Annotated in this window: 11 protein-coding genes; 5 read left to right on the forward strand and 6 right to left on the reverse strand. The window is 72.8% G+C overall.

Going from position 1 to position 14432, the window contains the following annotated elements; genetic code table 11:
• Positions 1–63: 63 nt before the first annotated feature.
• The 4 genes from nirK to EDD54_RS22655 all read left to right on the forward strand — a co-directional run bounded on the left by nirK (position 64) and on the right by EDD54_RS22655 (position 4907).
• Positions 64–1191: a copper-containing nitrite reductase gene (gene nirK / locus EDD54_RS22640; protein WP_126540745.1), complete on the forward strand. Its 1128-nt coding sequence runs from the start codon at positions 64–66 to the stop codon at positions 1189–1191.
• A gap of 73 nt (positions 1192–1264) precedes the next feature.
• The gene (locus EDD54_RS22645; protein ID WP_126540746.1) at positions 1265–2086 is read left to right on the forward strand and encodes a formylglycine-generating enzyme family protein; all 822 of its coding nucleotides are present in this window, start codon (positions 1265–1267) and stop codon (positions 2084–2086) included.
• Between the two features lie 92 nt (positions 2087–2178).
• Positions 2179–2820 carry a LysE family translocator gene (locus tag EDD54_RS22650; RefSeq protein WP_126540747.1) on the forward strand — a complete coding sequence of 214 codons (642 nt, stop codon included), beginning with the start codon at positions 2179–2181 and terminating at the stop codon, positions 2818–2820.
• A 53-nt stretch (positions 2821–2873) separates the two neighbouring features.
• Positions 2874–4907, forward strand: a complete 2034-nt coding sequence (locus tag EDD54_RS22655) for a M3 family metallopeptidase (RefSeq protein WP_126540748.1) — start codon at positions 2874–2876, stop codon at positions 4905–4907.
• A 52-nt stretch (positions 4908–4959) separates the two neighbouring features.
• On the opposite strand, the gene EDD54_RS22660 is transcribed toward EDD54_RS22655, so the two are convergent.
• The 4 genes from EDD54_RS22660 to EDD54_RS22675 all read right to left on the reverse strand — a co-directional run bounded on the left by EDD54_RS22660 (position 4960) and on the right by EDD54_RS22675 (position 9296).
• Positions 4960–6174, reverse strand: coding sequence for a DUF1501 domain-containing protein (locus EDD54_RS22660; protein WP_126540749.1), 1215 nt, complete (start codon positions 6172–6174; stop codon positions 4960–4962).
• 5 nt (positions 6175–6179) lie between these two features.
• Positions 6180–7559, reverse strand: a complete 1380-nt coding sequence (locus EDD54_RS22665) for a DUF1800 domain-containing protein (RefSeq protein ID WP_126540750.1) — start codon at positions 7557–7559, stop codon at positions 6180–6182.
• A 76-nt stretch (positions 7560–7635) separates the two neighbouring features.
• On the reverse strand, positions 7636–8853 hold the full coding sequence (locus EDD54_RS22670; protein ID WP_126540751.1) for a multidrug effflux MFS transporter: 1218 nt from the start codon (positions 8851–8853) through the stop codon (positions 7636–7638).
• A complete protein-coding gene (locus EDD54_RS22675; protein ID WP_126540752.1) occupies positions 8850–9296 on the reverse strand; it encodes a MarR family winged helix-turn-helix transcriptional regulator in 447 nt (148 codons plus the stop codon). The genes EDD54_RS22670 and EDD54_RS22675 overlap by 4 nt, the downstream gene beginning before the upstream one ends.
• Before the next feature lie 254 nt (positions 9297–9550).
• On the opposite strand from EDD54_RS22675, the gene typA reads away from it, so the two are divergent.
• Positions 9551–11380 carry a translational GTPase TypA gene (typA, locus tag EDD54_RS22680; protein ID WP_126540753.1) on the forward strand — a complete coding sequence of 610 codons (1830 nt, stop codon included), beginning with the start codon at positions 9551–9553 and terminating at the stop codon, positions 11378–11380.
• A gap of 102 nt (positions 11381–11482) precedes the next feature.
• Here typA and EDD54_RS22685 read toward each other — a convergent pair whose 3' ends face one another.
• Both EDD54_RS22685 and rirA read right to left on the reverse strand, forming a co-directional pair.
• A complete protein-coding gene (locus EDD54_RS22685; RefSeq protein ID WP_126540754.1) occupies positions 11483–13570 on the reverse strand; it encodes a methyl-accepting chemotaxis protein in 2088 nt (695 codons plus the stop codon).
• Between the two features lie 291 nt (positions 13571–13861).
• Positions 13862–14329 carry an iron-responsive transcriptional regulator RirA gene (gene rirA / locus EDD54_RS22690; protein WP_126540755.1) on the reverse strand — a complete coding sequence of 156 codons (468 nt, stop codon included), beginning with the start codon at positions 14327–14329 and terminating at the stop codon, positions 13862–13864.
• Positions 14330–14432 lie beyond the last annotated feature (103 nt).

Here is a 14432-nt window from a genome sequence, read left to right on the forward strand (position 1 = left end):
CGGATCGGGTGTTTCCTCTCTCCAACGGCGAACGACGCCGCTCCCGGACGAAAGGAAACCACCATGTCGACCCGTCGCAGCTTCCTGATCGGCGCCGCCATTGCCGCCCTGGCGGCGGCGGCCCCCGCCCACGCCGACGAGGGCCCGGCCCCCGCGGTCGGCCTCTCCGGCCGGCCCGACCCGACGGTCGGCCTCGAGCACGTCAAGGCCACGCTGGTGGCGCCGCCCGCGGTGATGGCGCACGAGCAGGTCGCCGTCGGCGCGCCCAAGGTGGTCGAGTTCACCATGACCATCCACGAGAAGGAGATCGTGGTCGACGACGAGGGCACCACCTTCCAGGCGATGACCTTCGACGGCTCGATGCCCGGCCCGACCATGGTGGTCCACGAGGGCGACTACGTGCAGCTGACGCTGGTCAATCCCGAGACCAACAGCATGCCGCACAACATCGACTTCCACGCCGCCACCGGCGCGCTCGGCGGCGCCCAGCTCACCCTGGTCAATCCCGGCGAGCAGGCGACCCTGCGCTTCAAGGCGACCCGGGCCGGTGCCTTCGTCTACCACTGCGCCCCTCCGGGCATGGTGCCCTGGCACGTGGTCAGCGGCATGAGCGGCACCATCATGGTGCTGCCGCGCCAGGGGCTGACGGACGAGAACGGCCGGCCGGTCCACTACGACCGCGCCTACACCATCGGCGAGTTCGACCTCTACATCCCCAAGGACGAGAACGGGAATTTCAAGCGCTACGAGAGCCCCGGCGACGCCTATGCCGACACCGTCGAGGTGATGAAGGGCCTGGTGCCGAGCAAGGTGGTGTTCAATGGCAAGGTCGGGGCCCTCACCGGCGCCGGCGCCATGACCGCCAAGGTCGGCGAGACCGTGCTGTTCATCCACTCCACCGCCAACCGCGACACCCGCCCGCACCTGATCGGCGGCCACGGCGACCACGTCTGGGAGCGCGGCAAGTTCGCCAACGCGCCGGCGAAGGACCTCGAGACCTGGTTCGTGGCCGGCGGCAGCGTCGGGGTGGCGACCTACACCTTCCTGCAGCCCGGCATCTACGCCTACGTCAACCACAACCTGATCGAGGCTGCCGAGCTCGGCGCCACCGCCCACGTCAAGGTCGAGGGCGATTGGAACGACGACCTGATGACCCAGGTCTCCGCCCCCGGCCCGATCGTCGGTCAGTGAAACCGACCCCCGTGCCGTCCCGGCCCGCCGGGACGTCGCGGCCCCCTCTTCTCCCGTCTTTCCGGAGGACATCGTGCGCACCCGCCGCCTCGCCGTCCCGGTCGCCGTCGCCGGTCTCGCCGCGATGGCGGTGCTGCAGGGCTTCGGCTCGCCGCCGCCGCGGCTTCCCGACGGCCTCGTCCGTCTCGCGGACGTCGCCGTGACCTACCGCGAACCCGGCGAGTTCCTCGAAGGCACCCGCCCGGTCAACGGCCCGCTCGCCGAGATCCGCGCCGAACGGCCGATCGCGATCATGGCGCGCCAGGTGACGCGCGGCGAATACGACCGCTGCGTCGCCGCCGCCGGCTGCGCCGCGCTCGACGCCGCGACGCCGGCCGACTTCCCCGCGGTCGGGCTGAACCACGGCGACGCGCTCGCCTATGCCGCCTGGCTGTCCGCGACCACCGGCGCGCACTGGCGCCTGCCGACCGACCGCGAATGGGCGCTCGCCGCCGGGTCGCGCTACCGCGACGACGCCTGGACCGAGGTCAGCGACCCCGCCGATCCCGCCAAGCGCTGGCTCGCCACCTACGACGCCGAGGCGGCCGGCGAGGTGCGGGTCGATCCGGCGCCGCGCCCGGTCGGCGCCTTCGGCGTCAACGAACACGGCCTCGTCGACCTCTCCGGCAACGTCTGGGAGTGGACCTCGACCTGCTACGCCCGCCATCGGCTCGACACCGGCGCCGTCACCGAGAACTGCGGCGTCCTGGTCGCCGAGGGCCGCCACCGCGCCTACGTCGGCGGCTTCTTCCGCGACCCGCGCGCCGGCGCCTGCTCGGTCGGCACGCCGCCCGCCAACCTCGGCCTCCGCCTCGTGCGCGAGGACGCCGGCTGGCTGGACTGGGCGGGGTTCTGAAACGGGGCGGAGCGACGCGCGATTCCCGTCGCCGGCGGGGGTGACGGCCGTCCGCGCGGTCGTCTACGATCGGGCGCCATCCGGAGTCGCCCATGTCGCCCACGCTGCTCGCCGCCGCCTTCGCCGCCGCCTTCCTCTACGTCGCCATCCCCGGTCCCGCCTTCCTCGCCCTGCTCGGCATCGGGGCCGGCCAGGGACGGCGCGCCGGGGCTTTCTTCATGGGCGGCCACCTCGCCGGCGACGTCGTGTGGTCGGCCCTGGCGCTGGTGGCGATCGTCGGCGCGCGCACCATCGGCTCGACCGTCTTCGACGTGCTCGGCCTCCTCTGCGGCCTCTACCTCGCCTGGATCGGCTGGAGCGCCTTCCGCGCCCGCCCGCGCGGCGACGGCGAATCCGTGATGACCGTGCGCCATCCGCTGCGTCGCGGCCTGATCTTCGGGCTCACCAACCCCAAGGGCTATCCGGTCGCGCTCGCCACCTTCACGGCCCTCCTCGCCAGCGAGGCCGACAAGCTCGACTTCGCCAGCCTGCCGGTGCTGCTCGCCGCCTCCTTCCTCGGCTTCCTCGTCGCCGACGTGCTCCTGATCGCGATCATCGGCGCCCGCGCGGTCCGCCGCTTCTACCGCGCCCACGAACTGGCGATCGTCCGCGCGTCGGGCGTGCTGTTCATGGGCTTCGCCGCCCAGGCGGTCTGGCACGCCGCGCCGGGGCTCCTCGGCTGGCGCCGGCCGTGACCGCGCCCCATTTCGACGCCATCGCGGTTCCCCCGCCTTCCGAACGGACGCCCATGCCCTCGACCACGCCCCTCACCGACTGGACCGGCCCGCTCGGCCTGCCCGACTTCGCCGCGATCGCCGACGACGCCTTCGCCCCCGCCTTCGACGCCGCGCTCGCCGCCCACGAGACCGAGATCGCGGCCATCGGCGCCGACCCCGCCGCGCCGACCTTCGCCAATACGGTCGAGGCGTTGGAACTCGCCGGCCGCGACCTGCAGCGGGTGTCCTCGGTGTTCTGGCTGCGTGCCGGCGCCGAGACCAACGACGCCATCCGCGCGCTCGAGCGCGAGATCGCGCCGCGGCTGTCGCGGCACTGGTCCAAGGTCGGCACCGATCCGGCGCTGTTTTCCCGCGTCGACGCGCTGTGGCAGGGCCGCGACGGCCTCGGCCTCACGGTCGAACAGGCGCGGGTGCTGGAGCGGCACTGGAAGGGCTTCGTGCATTCCGGCGCGCGGCTTGCGAAGCCCGAGCAGGAGCGGCTGTCGGCGATCCGCGAGCGCCTCGCCGGCCTCGGCGCCCGCTTCGGCCAGAACGTGCTCGCCGACGAGGTCGCCTGGGTGCTGCTCGTCGATGCCGGCGACCTCGACGGCCTGCCCGCCGACCTCGTCGACGCCATGGCCGCGGAGGCCCGCAACCGCGGCGCCGACGGGCGCTACGCGGTGACGCTGTCGCGCTCGATCGTCGAGCCGTTCCTGACCTTCTCCGAGCGCCGCGACCTGCGCGAGACCGTCTTCCGCGCCTTCGTCGGCCGCGGCGAGACCGGCGGCGACACCGACAACCGCGCCGTCGTCGCCGAGATCCTGGCGCTGCGCGCGGAGGCCGCCGGCCTGCTCGGCTACGCCGACCACGCCGCCTACGCCCTCGACGACACCATGGCGAAGACCGCCGGCGCCGTCGGCGACCTGCTCGGCGCCGTCTGGGACAAGGCGCGCGGGCGCGCGCTCGCCGAGGAGACCGCGCTCGCAGCCCTCGTCGCCGAGGAGGGACGGAACCACCCGGTGATGCCCTGGGACTGGCGCCACTACGCCGAGAAGCTGCGCCGGCGCACCTTCGACTTCTCCGAGGCCGAAGTGAAGGCGCACCTGCCGCTGGAGCGGATGATCGAGGCGGCCTTCGAGGTCGCGCGCCGGCTGTTCGGGCTCGTCGCGGTACCGCGTCCGGACGTGGTCGCCTGGCACCCGGACGTCCGTGCCTACGAGATGCGCGCCGCCGACGGCAGCCTGAAGGCGGTGTTCCTCGGCGACTATTTCGCCCGTCCCAGCAAGCACTCCGGGGCGTGGATGAGTTCGCTGCAGGACCAGCACCGGCTCGCCGGCGGGCAGGTGCCGATCGTCTACAACGTCTGCAACTTCGCCAAGCCCGGCGAGGGCCGGCCGGCGCTGTTGTCGATCGACGACGCCCGCACCCTGTTCCACGAGTTCGGGCACGCCCTGCACGGCATGCTGTCGGACGTCACCTATCCCTCGGTGTCCGGCACCTCGGTGCCGCGCGACTTCGTCGAACTGCCCTCGCAACTCTACGAGCACTGGCTGACGGTGCCGGCGGTGCTCGAGACCTTCGCCCGCCACCACGACAGCGGCGCGGCGATGCCGCGGGTGCTGATCGACAAGCTCGCCGCCGCGCGCACCTTCAACGCCGGCTTCGCGACCGTCGAGTTCACCGCCTCGGCGCTCGTCGACATGGCCTTCCACACCGGCGCGCCCGCCGCCGACCCGCTCGCGGTGGAGGCCGAGGTGCTGGAGCGGATCGGCATGCCCGCGGCGATCGCCATGCGCCACCGCACCCCGCATTTCGGCCACGTGTTCTCGGGCGGCTACGCCGCCGGCTATTATTCCTACATGTGGTCCGAGGTGCTCGACGCCGACGCCTTCGCCGCCTTCACCGAGGCCGGCGACCCGTTCGATCCGGCCACCGCGGAGAAGCTCGCCCGCCACGTCTACGCCGCCGGCGGCGCGGTCGACCCGGCCGAGACCTACGTCGCGTTCCGCGGCCGGATGCCGAACCCGGAGGCGATGATGCGCAAGAAGGGCCTGATCGCCGCCTGATGCCGATCCATCGCGAGGCGCCGGGCGACCGGCGTCCCGCGACGGCGCTCGTTCAGGCGAGCAGGTCGCGCATCGGCTTCACCGCGGCGCTCTCGGGGAACACCGTCTCGGCGAGCACGCGGTCGGAGAGGCCGAGGTGGTCGGCGAGAACGCCCTTCAGCACCGAGCGGAGGTCGGTGGTGGGGGCGAGGTCGCGGCCGTCGAGCAGCGCCTTGTCCGAGAGGCCGGGCCAGTCGGTCACCACCTTGCCGCCGCGCACGGCGCCGCCGACCAGGAAGGCGACCGTGCCGGTGCCGTGGTCGGTGCCGTCGCTGCCGTTGACGCGGGCGGTGCGGCCGAACTCGGTGGCGATCACCACCACGGTCTCGCGCCAGTCGCCGGCCATCGCCTTGCGGAAGCCGGCGAGCGCGGCGTCGAGCATGGCGAGCCGCTTGCCGAGGCCGCCGGTGACCGGCGCCTCGTTGGAATGGGTGTCCCAGCCGCCGGCGTCGATGACGGCGACGCGGGCGCCGTCCGGCGCGGTCAGGCTGCGCGCGAGCATGCGCAGGCCGGCACCGAGGTCGCCGCCGCCGCTCGGCCCGCCCATATCGTTGCCGGCGGCCATGATCGCGGCGGCCTCCTTGTCGAGCGGGGCCGCCTCGGCGAGGATCGAGGCGAGGCCCGGATCGGACGCCTTGTAGAGCGCCAGCAGCCGGCGGGCGGTGTCGGCGTCGGTGTCGTCGAGGCCCTTCGGCACGATGGTGGCGACCGGAACGTCGCCGCGCAGGATCAGCGGCGTCGTGGCGCCGTAGGAGAAGGCGGTGCGGCCGCCGACGGCGTCGCCCTTCGGCAACGCCGCGACGGCGCGGGCGAGCCAACCGTCGACCGTGGTGGCGACGTCCGGCAGCCCGCTCTCCAGCACGTCCTGGCCGTCGAAATGCGAGCGGGCGCGGTAGGGCGTGCAGACCGCGTGGACGATCGAGGCCTCGCCGGCCGAGAACATCCCGGCGAAGGCGGAAAGGTTGGGGTTGAGCTCGAAGCCGCCCGGCAGCTTCGGCGCCGGCTTGCCCGAGGCGGCGAGCACGAGGTCGCCGCGCTGGCGCTCGTAGTCGGGATCGAAGGCGGGCGCGACGGCGCCGAGGCCGTCGAGCGCGCCGCGCAGCAGGATCACCACCAGACGGGGATCGCGCCGGGTGCCGGCGAAGCCGAGCCGCGGCTGCATCGCCCAGGCGGCGACGGCGACGCTGCCGCCGAGGAAGGCGCGGCGGGAGGGATGCGGAACGGTCATGGCGGTCACCTCCGCTGGAATTCGGGGGCCATCAGCAGGAGCGCCAGCGCCTGGACGCGGCTGTCGGCGCGGGTGACGGCGTCGCTGGTGGCGGGCAGGGCGGCGGGGCCGAACAGGGCGGCGTGGAGGGCGCCGACGTCCGGCACCTCGGCGCGCTTGGCTACCAAGGCGGCGAGGTCGAGCCGGTTGGCGAGGCTGTCGGGCGCGGCCCAGGCGAGGTCGCCGTCGGGCAGGCCGTTCGGTCCGGGCGGATTCCACACCCTGCCGCCGAAGGTCTGCGTGAAGCGCACCAGCTCCGGCCGCTTGAAGACGTCGCCGACCGCGCGCGCCCAGGTCACCAGCACGTCGTAGGGCGAGAGCACCTTGATCGCACCGGCCGTCCAGGCCGCGCGCTCGCCGACCAGGGCGCGCGCGACCTCGGCGAGGTCGCCGCCGGTGTCGCGCCAGCGCGCCTCGACCGCCGCGGCGATCGCGGCCGGCGCGGCGTCGCCGACGAAGTGGCGGGTGAGCTTGCGGGCGAGGTGGCGGGCGGTCGAGGGATGGGCGGCGATGTCGGCGATCACCGCGAGGCCCTGGTCGACGCCGTCCTCGGCGTAGACCTTGCCCATGATCGTCTGCGGGCCGGGTTCGTGCTGGGCCGGCCGGAACACGAAGGCGCCGGCGTCCTTCTCGTCGGGGCGGCGGATCGACCAGCCGGTGAGCACGCGCGCGAAGGCGGTGACGTCGGCCTGGTCGTAGCCGCCCTGCGGCCCGAGCGTGTAGAGCTCGAGCGCCTCGCGGCCGAGATTCTCGTTGATGCCGCGGCCGGACTTCAGTCCGGCCTTGGAGTTGGGACCGACCGACTTCGGATTGTCCAGGCTGGCGAGGATCGCCGGGTGGCGCATCGCCGCCGCCAGCATGTCGTGGAAGCGGCCGAAGGCGTTCGGGCGGATCACCTCGCGCTCGTAGGCGCCGGCCGACGCGATCAGGCCGGCGGCCTTGGAGGAGACGACGCAGAGGTGGTTCGACCAGAACGCCACCCAACGTTCGGCGAAGGGCGCGTCGGTGGCGACGGCGTGGTCGAAGCGCGCCACCAGTTCGGTGCGCAGGATGTGGGAATGCAGCGGCAGCTTCGGGTCCGGCGACGGCGGCATGCCGGCGGGCAGGAACGCGGCGTTGGCATCCGCGACCGACGTCCCGCGCGCCAGTTCGGCATGGAAGCGTCGGCTGGCGGTGATCGCCTCGGCCGACGTCGGCAATCCCGCGTCGTCGAGCGCGGTGGAGGCGCCGACGGCGGCGAGCACGAAGCCGCGCGGGTCGTCCGCGATCCTCTGCCACTCCCCGGGCCTGGGGCCGAGGCCGAAGCGCCTCAGCGCGGTGACGGGGGCGACGTCCTTGCCCGACATGGCGATCTCCGCCTCCTGGTGCCGACGCGGGACCGTGTCAGCGCGCTGCGGCGAAAAGATGGAGCCGCGGCGACCGTCAGTCGACGCGGCTGCGCCCGGCGGCGAGGTGGACCACCAGCGCCGCCACCGTCATCGTCGGCACCACGGTGGCGAGCGCCACCACCGCGTCGCCGGTGAGGGCGGCGACGCCCGAGCCGGCGAAGCCGCCGCCCATCTGCAGGAAGCCCATCAGTGCCGCGGCGGCGCCTGCGATGGTCGGGAACGGGGCGAGCGCCATGGTCGTCAGCGACGGCATGATCATCGCGAGCGCGAAGGCGAACACGGCGACCGGTCCCATCACGCCGAGGAAGCTCGGCGCGGCGAGGAACAGGCTGGCCGAGAGCAGCACGCCGCCGAGCGCGCAGAGAAGGACGCCCGGCGTCACCAGCCGACCGGCGTCGACGCGGCGCATCAGGAGCTTGGTCGCGATGCCGCCGAGGATGAAGGAGCCCGACTGGAACAGCATGCCGGCACCGAAGGCGGTCGGCGACAGCCCGACCCGGTCGATCAACACGAAGGGCAGCATGGTCCCGAGCGCGTAGAGCCCGCCGACGGTGAGGCCGATCACCGTGCTCGGCACCATGAAGCGGCGATCGCGCAACAGGGTGCCGTAGGCGCGGACGAGGCCGGCCGGGCGGATCCGGGCCGGATCGGGCGCGGCGTTGGTCTCGGGCAGCTTCCAGGCGATCAGCGCCAGCAGTACGGCGCCGTAGACGATCATGGCGACGAAGACGGCGTGCCAGTCGGCGACCGCCAGCAGCAGCCCGCCGATCGAGGGCGACAGCGCCGGGCCGAGCGCCAGCCAGATCCCGATCGTGTTCATGATCCGCGCCGACCGAGGCCCGGTGAAGCCGTCGCGCACGATCGCCCGCGAGATCGCGACGCCGGTGGCGGCGCCGACGCCCTGGACGAGCCGCATCGCCATCAGCACCTCGACCGTCGGCGCCAGGGTGGCGCCGACGCTCGCCGCCACGTAGAGCGCGAGGAAGCCGATCAGCACCGGCCGGCGCCCGTAGGCGTCCGACAGCGGGCCGCAGACGAGCTGGGCGAGGGCGAAGCCGGCGAAGTAGAGCGTCAGCGTCGCCTTGACCGCGCCCATGGTGGTGCCGAAGGCGGCGACAAGCGTCGGCATCGCCGGCGTGTAGAGCGCCATCGAGACCGGCCCGAGCGCGACCAGCATGGCGCCGAAGGCGGCGGTCAGCCGCTCGGACAGCACCGGCGCGGCGATGTCGCCGGGCGCGACCGGACGGGTCATCGCGCACCCTCCGGGGAAACGAGGTTGGCGCGCATGCGTGCGAGCGCCCGGCGCAGCGCCGCGACCTCGTCGCCGTCGAGGCCGGTGGTGGCGGCGGCGCGCACACCGGCGGCGACGGTGCGGATGGTCGGCAGCACCGCCTCGGCGGCGTCGGTGAGGACGATGCGCTTGGCGCGGCGGTCGTCCGGGTCGGGATCGCGGGCGATCAGGCCGGCGCGCTCCAGCCGGTCGAGGAAGCCGACCAGCGTCATCGGCTCGACGCCGAGGCGCTGGGCGAGCAGCGACTGACGCATCGGTCCGGCGGCGGCGAGGTGGTGCAGCGTGCGCGCCTCGCCCGGCGTGACGCCGAGCCCGGCGGCGGCGAGCGCGGTCTCGAAGCGGTGGCGGAACAGGCGCGCGACGTCGACGACGAGGAAGCCGAGGGTCTCTTCGGAGGCGGGCATGACGGGGAGCCGATAGTAAGGTCGACTTACCATCTGGACGGCGGCACGGGCGCTGTCAAGGGTCGTCTCGCGCCCAGGCCGGCGCGGAAAACCGGCCCGAGCCCCGCGCCCGGCGCGGTGCAGGGCCGCAGCGGGGCACTTTCGCGCGGTTTTTCTTGCTCCCGTCACAATGATTCGTATAGTGCGCCGCAATAGGACGGCCCGCGCCTCGACCCGCACGGGCCGTCCATCGTTTTTCGCTCCCGGAAATCGTCATGAAGCTCCGCAACATCGCCATCATCGCGCACGTCGACCACGGCAAGACCACGCTGGTGGACGAACTGCTCAAGCAGTCCGGCTCCTATCGCGAGAACCAGCGCGTCGCCGAGCGCGTGATGGACTCCAACGACCTGGAGAAGGAGCGCGGCATCACCATCCTCGCCAAGGCCACCTCGGTGGTCTGGAAGGAGACGCGGATCAACATCGTCGACACCCCGGGCCACGCCGACTTCGGCGGCGAGGTCGAGCGCATCCTCAACATGGTGGACGGCGCCATCGTTCTGGTCGACGCCGCCGAGGGTCCGATGCCGCAGACCAAGTTCGTGGTCGGCAAGGCGCTCAAGGTCGGCCTGAAGCCGATCGTGGTCATCAACAAGGTCGATCGCTCCGACGCCCGCGCCCAGGAGGTGATCAACGAGGTCTTCGACCTGTTCGCCAACCTCGACGCCACCGACGAGCAGCTCGACTTCCCGATCCTCTACGGCTCCGGCCGCAACGGCTGGTTCGCCGAGAGCCCGGAGGGTCCGCAGGACCAGGGCATGGCGCCGCTGTTCGACCTCGTGCTCCGTCACGTCCCCGAGCCGACCGTCGAGGAGGGCGCGCCCTTCAAGATGATCGGCACGCTGCTCGAGGCCAATCCCTTCCTCGGCCGCATGATCACCGGCCGCATCACTTCCGGCTCGATCAAGCCGAACCAGACGGTGAAGGTGCTCGCCGGCGACGGCACCACCATCGAGCAGGGCCGCGTCTCCAAGATCCTCGCCTTCCGCGGCATCGAGCGCCAGCCGATCGAACTCGGCGAGGCCGGCGACATCGTCGCGATCGCGGGCCTGACCAAGGGCTCGGTCGCCGACACCTTCTGCGCTCTCGAGGTCACCGAGCCGCTCGCCGCCCAGCCGATCGACCCGCCGACCGTGACGATGTCCTTCATCGTCAACGACTCCCCGCTCGCCGGCACCGAGGGCGACAAGGTCACGAGCCGCGTCATCCGCGACCGTCTCCTCAAGGAGGCCGAGGGCAACGTCGCGCTCAAGATCGAGGAGAGCTCCGAGAAGGACTCGTTCTTCGTGTCGGGCCGCGGCGAACTGCAGCTCGCCGTGCTGATCGAGACCATGCGCCGCGAGGGCTTCGAGGTCGCCGTGTCGCGTCCGCGCGTCGTCTTCAAGAAGGACGAGGCCACCGGCGAGACCCTGGAGCCGATCGAGGAGGTCGTCATCGACGTCGACGAGGAGTTCTCCTCGGTCGTCGTGCAGAAGATGTCCGAGCGCCGCGCCGACATGGTCGAGATGCGCCCGTCCGGCGGCAATCGCCAGCGTCTGGTGTTCTACGCGCCGACCCGCGGCCTGATCGGCTACCAGTCGGAACTGCTCACCGACACCCGCGGCACCGCGATCATGAACCGGCTGTTCCACGCCTACGCCCCCTACAAGGGCGAGATCGCCGGCCGCCGCAACGGCGTGCTGATCGCCAACGAGGCCGGCGAGGCGGTCGCCTACGCGCTGTGGAACCTCGAGGACCGCGGCCCGATGATGATCGAGCCGGGCTGGAAGGTCTACCAGGGCATGATCGTCGGCGAGCACACCCGCGAGAACGACCTCGAGGTCAACGTCCTCAAGGGCAAGAAGCTCACCAACGTCCGCGCCGCCGGCAAGGACGAGGCCGTCCGCCTCACCCCGCCGATCCGCATGACGCTGGAGCGCGCCCTGTCCTGGATCCAGGACGACGAACTCGTCGAGGTCACCCCGAAGTCGATCCGCCTCCGGAAGGCGATCCTCGACCCGAACGACCGCAAGAAGGCCGAGCGCTCCAAGGACGCCGCGGCCTGACCGGCGACGGTCGACGAGCGGGTTCCGAATGCACGAAGGCGGCGGCTCCGAGCGGAGCCGCCGCCTTCGTCGTTTGGGGGGGCGTCGTTTCGGGGGCGTCGTTCAGGCGGCGCGGACGCCGGCGAGGAAGCCGGCGACGTCGCGGCCGAGCACGTCGGCCTGCCGCGACAGCTCGGTGGCGGCCGCCAGCACCCGCGAGGCCGCGGCGTGGGAATCGGCCGCCGTGGCGTTGACGCCGGCGATGGTCGACGACACCTCGGCGGTGCCCTGCGACGCCTCGCCGATGTTGCGCGCGATCTCCATCGTCGCCGCACCCTGGTCCTCGACGCCGGTGAGGATGGTGGCGGAGATGCCGCTCATGGTCGCGATCGTCCGGCCGATCCCCCCGATCGCCTCGGCCATCTCGGTCGAGGCGGCCTGGATGGCGCCGATCTGCGCGGTGATCTCGGCGGTGGCCTTGGCGGTCTGGTTGGCGAGGCTCTTCACCTCGGAGGCGACCACCGCGAAGCCCTTGCCGGCCTCGCCGGCGCGGGCCGCCTCGATCGTCGCGTTGAGGGCGAGCAGGTTGGTGCGCCCGGCGATCTCGTCGATCAGGCCGGCGATGGAGCCGATCCGGCCGGCGGCCTCGGCGAGGTCGCGCACCTTGGCGTTGGTCTGCTCGGCCTCCCGTACGGCGTCGGTGGCGATGCCGGCGGAATGCTCGACCTGACGGGCGATCTCGCGGACCGACGCGCTGAGCTCCTCGGTCGCCGAGGCGACCGAGGCGACGTTGGCCGACGCCTGCTCGGAGGCGGCCGCCACCGCGGTCGAGCGGGTCGAGGTCTCGGCGGCGCTGCCGAACAAGGTGCCGGCGGCGCCCTCGAGGTCGGCGGCGGAACGCGTCACCGCGGCGAGCGCCGAGCCGAGCGACCGGTCGAGCTGGTCAGCGAGGGCGAGCATGTCGGCGCGCCGCTGCGCGGCGACGGCGACCTCCTGCTCGGCCTGCCGGCGCCGCAGCGCCTCGGTCTCGCGCATGCCGTCGCGGAACGCGGCCATGGTCCGGCCGAGCGCGCCGATCTCGTCGTTGCGGTCGGTGAACGGCGCGTCGACGTCGAGATCGCCGGCGGCGAGCCGGGTCATGCGGTCGCGGATCACCGCGAGCGGGCGCGTCACCTTGTGGAGGATGACGGCGAGGGCACCGAGGGTGAACAGGGTCCCTGCGACGAGCAGCGCCAGCTGCAGTGCGAACCCGGTGGTGGCGTCCGCCCGCGAGGTCTCGGCATGGCGGCCGGCCATGGCCATGGCGGCGTCGGCGACGGCCGCGATCGAGGTCAGGGCCTCGGCATAGGCGGCGTCCCAGGCGGGCTTGTCGAGCGGCAGCGGCGTCCCGGCGAGGATGGCCTGCAGCTGCGCCGCCTGCCGGTCCTGGAACGCGGGACCGGTGTATCCCCGCTCGGCGGCGGCGAAGGCGGCGGCGAGGCCCGCATCGACGTCGATACCGGCGACGGTGTCGCGGGCTCCGGCGAGCGAGGCAAGCGCGGTGCCGACCGCGCGGTTGAACCGGGCGATCGCGTCGGCCGGCAGGGCGATGCCGGCGGTGCCGTCCGACACGAGGCTGGTGGCGTCGCCGGCGGCGATGCGGGCCGTCCACGCCGACTGCTTGACCTGGAACAGCGCGTCGACGATCGGGTCCGACAGCCGGGCCTCGACGTTGATCGCGCCCGAGATCCGCCCCATCGCGTCGACGAGGTCGTTGACCACCGTGTTCCAACGCTCGGCGATGTCGGCCGGGCGCTCCGCCTTGGGACGGGCCTGGGCCGCGTCGGCCTCGGGGATCACGGCGCGGAACTTCGCCGCCGCGGCGTCGTAGGCCGGCAGCAGCGTCGCCCGGTCGGGGAAGTCGATCGCGCGGAGATTGTCGTCGGTCTCGGCGAGGGCGGCCATGGCCTTGGCGCGGTAGGTCCGCGCCGGTTCGGTCCGCTCGCTGCCGGCGTCCGCCTTCAGGGCGCGCCGGGTCTGGCCGCGATCGAGGCGCAGGTTCTGGGCGCCGACGAACAGGGAGGCCTGGGCCCTCGTCAGCGCGGCGAGGTCGTCGGCCGCCCGCAGGCGGTACCATTGGTCCCGGGCGCCGAGCCCGAGCAGGGCGACGATGCCGATGCCGAGGACGGTGACGGCGATCTGGAGGACGAGGCGGGCACTGAGGTTCTTCATGGAGCGTCCGTTTGTTCGGTCGCTCCAATGATCGGTCAATTGGGAGAACGCTTGGTTAATGACAACGTGATGCGTACAAGCAATGTGTAATATTAACGAGCGAATGCGCGCTTTTCGGGAGATACCGGTGTCCGCCTTCGGAGCGGCACGCGCCGGCCTCGGCACGGCCGCGAGCGTCCGCCGGTCACTCGGAGGGTATGGTGAGCGCGAACCGCCCGGTCCGCGCACGGGCGGATGGGCTTCGAGCGCAGGCTCGGATATGCGGCCGGAACGGCCGGCCGCCGTCGCGCCTCAGGACGCGGCGAGCGTCGGCGGCCGCAGGGCGTCCTCGATCCCGAGCAGGAAGCGCAGGTCCGGGCGGTCGCGGGCGACGTCGGCGATGGTGTAGCGGTCGAGCACCACGAAGAAGGCGCCGAGCGCCTCGCGCAGGATGCGGTTGTACTCGCAGCTCTGCACCAGCGGGCAGTCGTGGCCGCCGTCGTCGAAACAGTCGGCGAGCGCGAAGCTCTCCTCGGCCGCCCGGACGACCTCGCCGATGGTGATCTCCTCGGCCGGCCGCGCCAGCATCACGCCGCCGTTGCGGCCGCGGACGGTCTTCACCAGCTCGGCGTCGACCAGCACCTTCAGGATCTTGAAGAGGTGCGTCTCCGACATGTCGAAGCTCGCGGCGATGTCGGCCACCCGGCTCGGCACGCCGGCGTTGGCGGCGCAGTAGAGCAGGAGACGGACGGAGTAGTTGGTCTGCTGGGTCAGGCGCATGGCGAAGAGATAAGCCTTCTCCCGGATCCGGTCAACGGAAGCGCCGCGTCGTGAACGAGAACGGGCGCGGAAGATCCGCGCCCGTCGAAACATGGTCGCCGCC

It is taken from the genome of Oharaeibacter diazotrophicus, assembly GCF_004362745.1.
Classification (GTDB): domain Bacteria; phylum Pseudomonadota; class Alphaproteobacteria; order Rhizobiales; family Pleomorphomonadaceae; genus Oharaeibacter; species Oharaeibacter diazotrophicus.

Coding starts and splice junctions, on each gene's coding strand:
- nirK (WP_126540745.1), top strand. CDS start 64: ATGTCGACCCGTCGCAGCTTCCTGATCGGCGCCGCCATTGCCGCCCTG.
- EDD54_RS22650 (WP_126540747.1), top strand. CDS start 2,179: ATGTCGCCCACGCTGCTCGCCGCCGCCTTCGCCGCCGCCTTCCTCTAC.
- EDD54_RS22655 (WP_126540748.1), top strand. CDS start 2,874: ATGCCCTCGACCACGCCCCTCACCGACTGGACCGGCCCGCTCGGCCTG.
- EDD54_RS22660 (WP_126540749.1), bottom strand. CDS start 6,174: ATGACCGTTCCGCATCCCTCCCGCCGCGCCTTCCTCGGCGGCAGCGTC.
- EDD54_RS22665 (WP_126540750.1), bottom strand. CDS start 7,559: ATGTCGGGCAAGGACGTCGCCCCCGTCACCGCGCTGAGGCGCTTCGGC.
- EDD54_RS22670 (WP_126540751.1), bottom strand. CDS start 8,853: ATGACCCGTCCGGTCGCGCCCGGCGACATCGCCGCGCCGGTGCTGTCC.
- EDD54_RS22675 (WP_126540752.1), bottom strand. CDS start 9,296: ATGCCCGCCTCCGAAGAGACCCTCGGCTTCCTCGTCGTCGACGTCGCG.
- typA (WP_126540753.1), top strand. CDS start 9,551: ATGAAGCTCCGCAACATCGCCATCATCGCGCACGTCGACCACGGCAAG.
- EDD54_RS22685 (WP_126540754.1), bottom strand. CDS start 13,570: ATGAAGAACCTCAGTGCCCGCCTCGTCCTCCAGATCGCCGTCACCGTC.
- rirA (WP_126540755.1), bottom strand. CDS start 14,329: ATGCGCCTGACCCAGCAGACCAACTACTCCGTCCGTCTCCTGCTCTAC.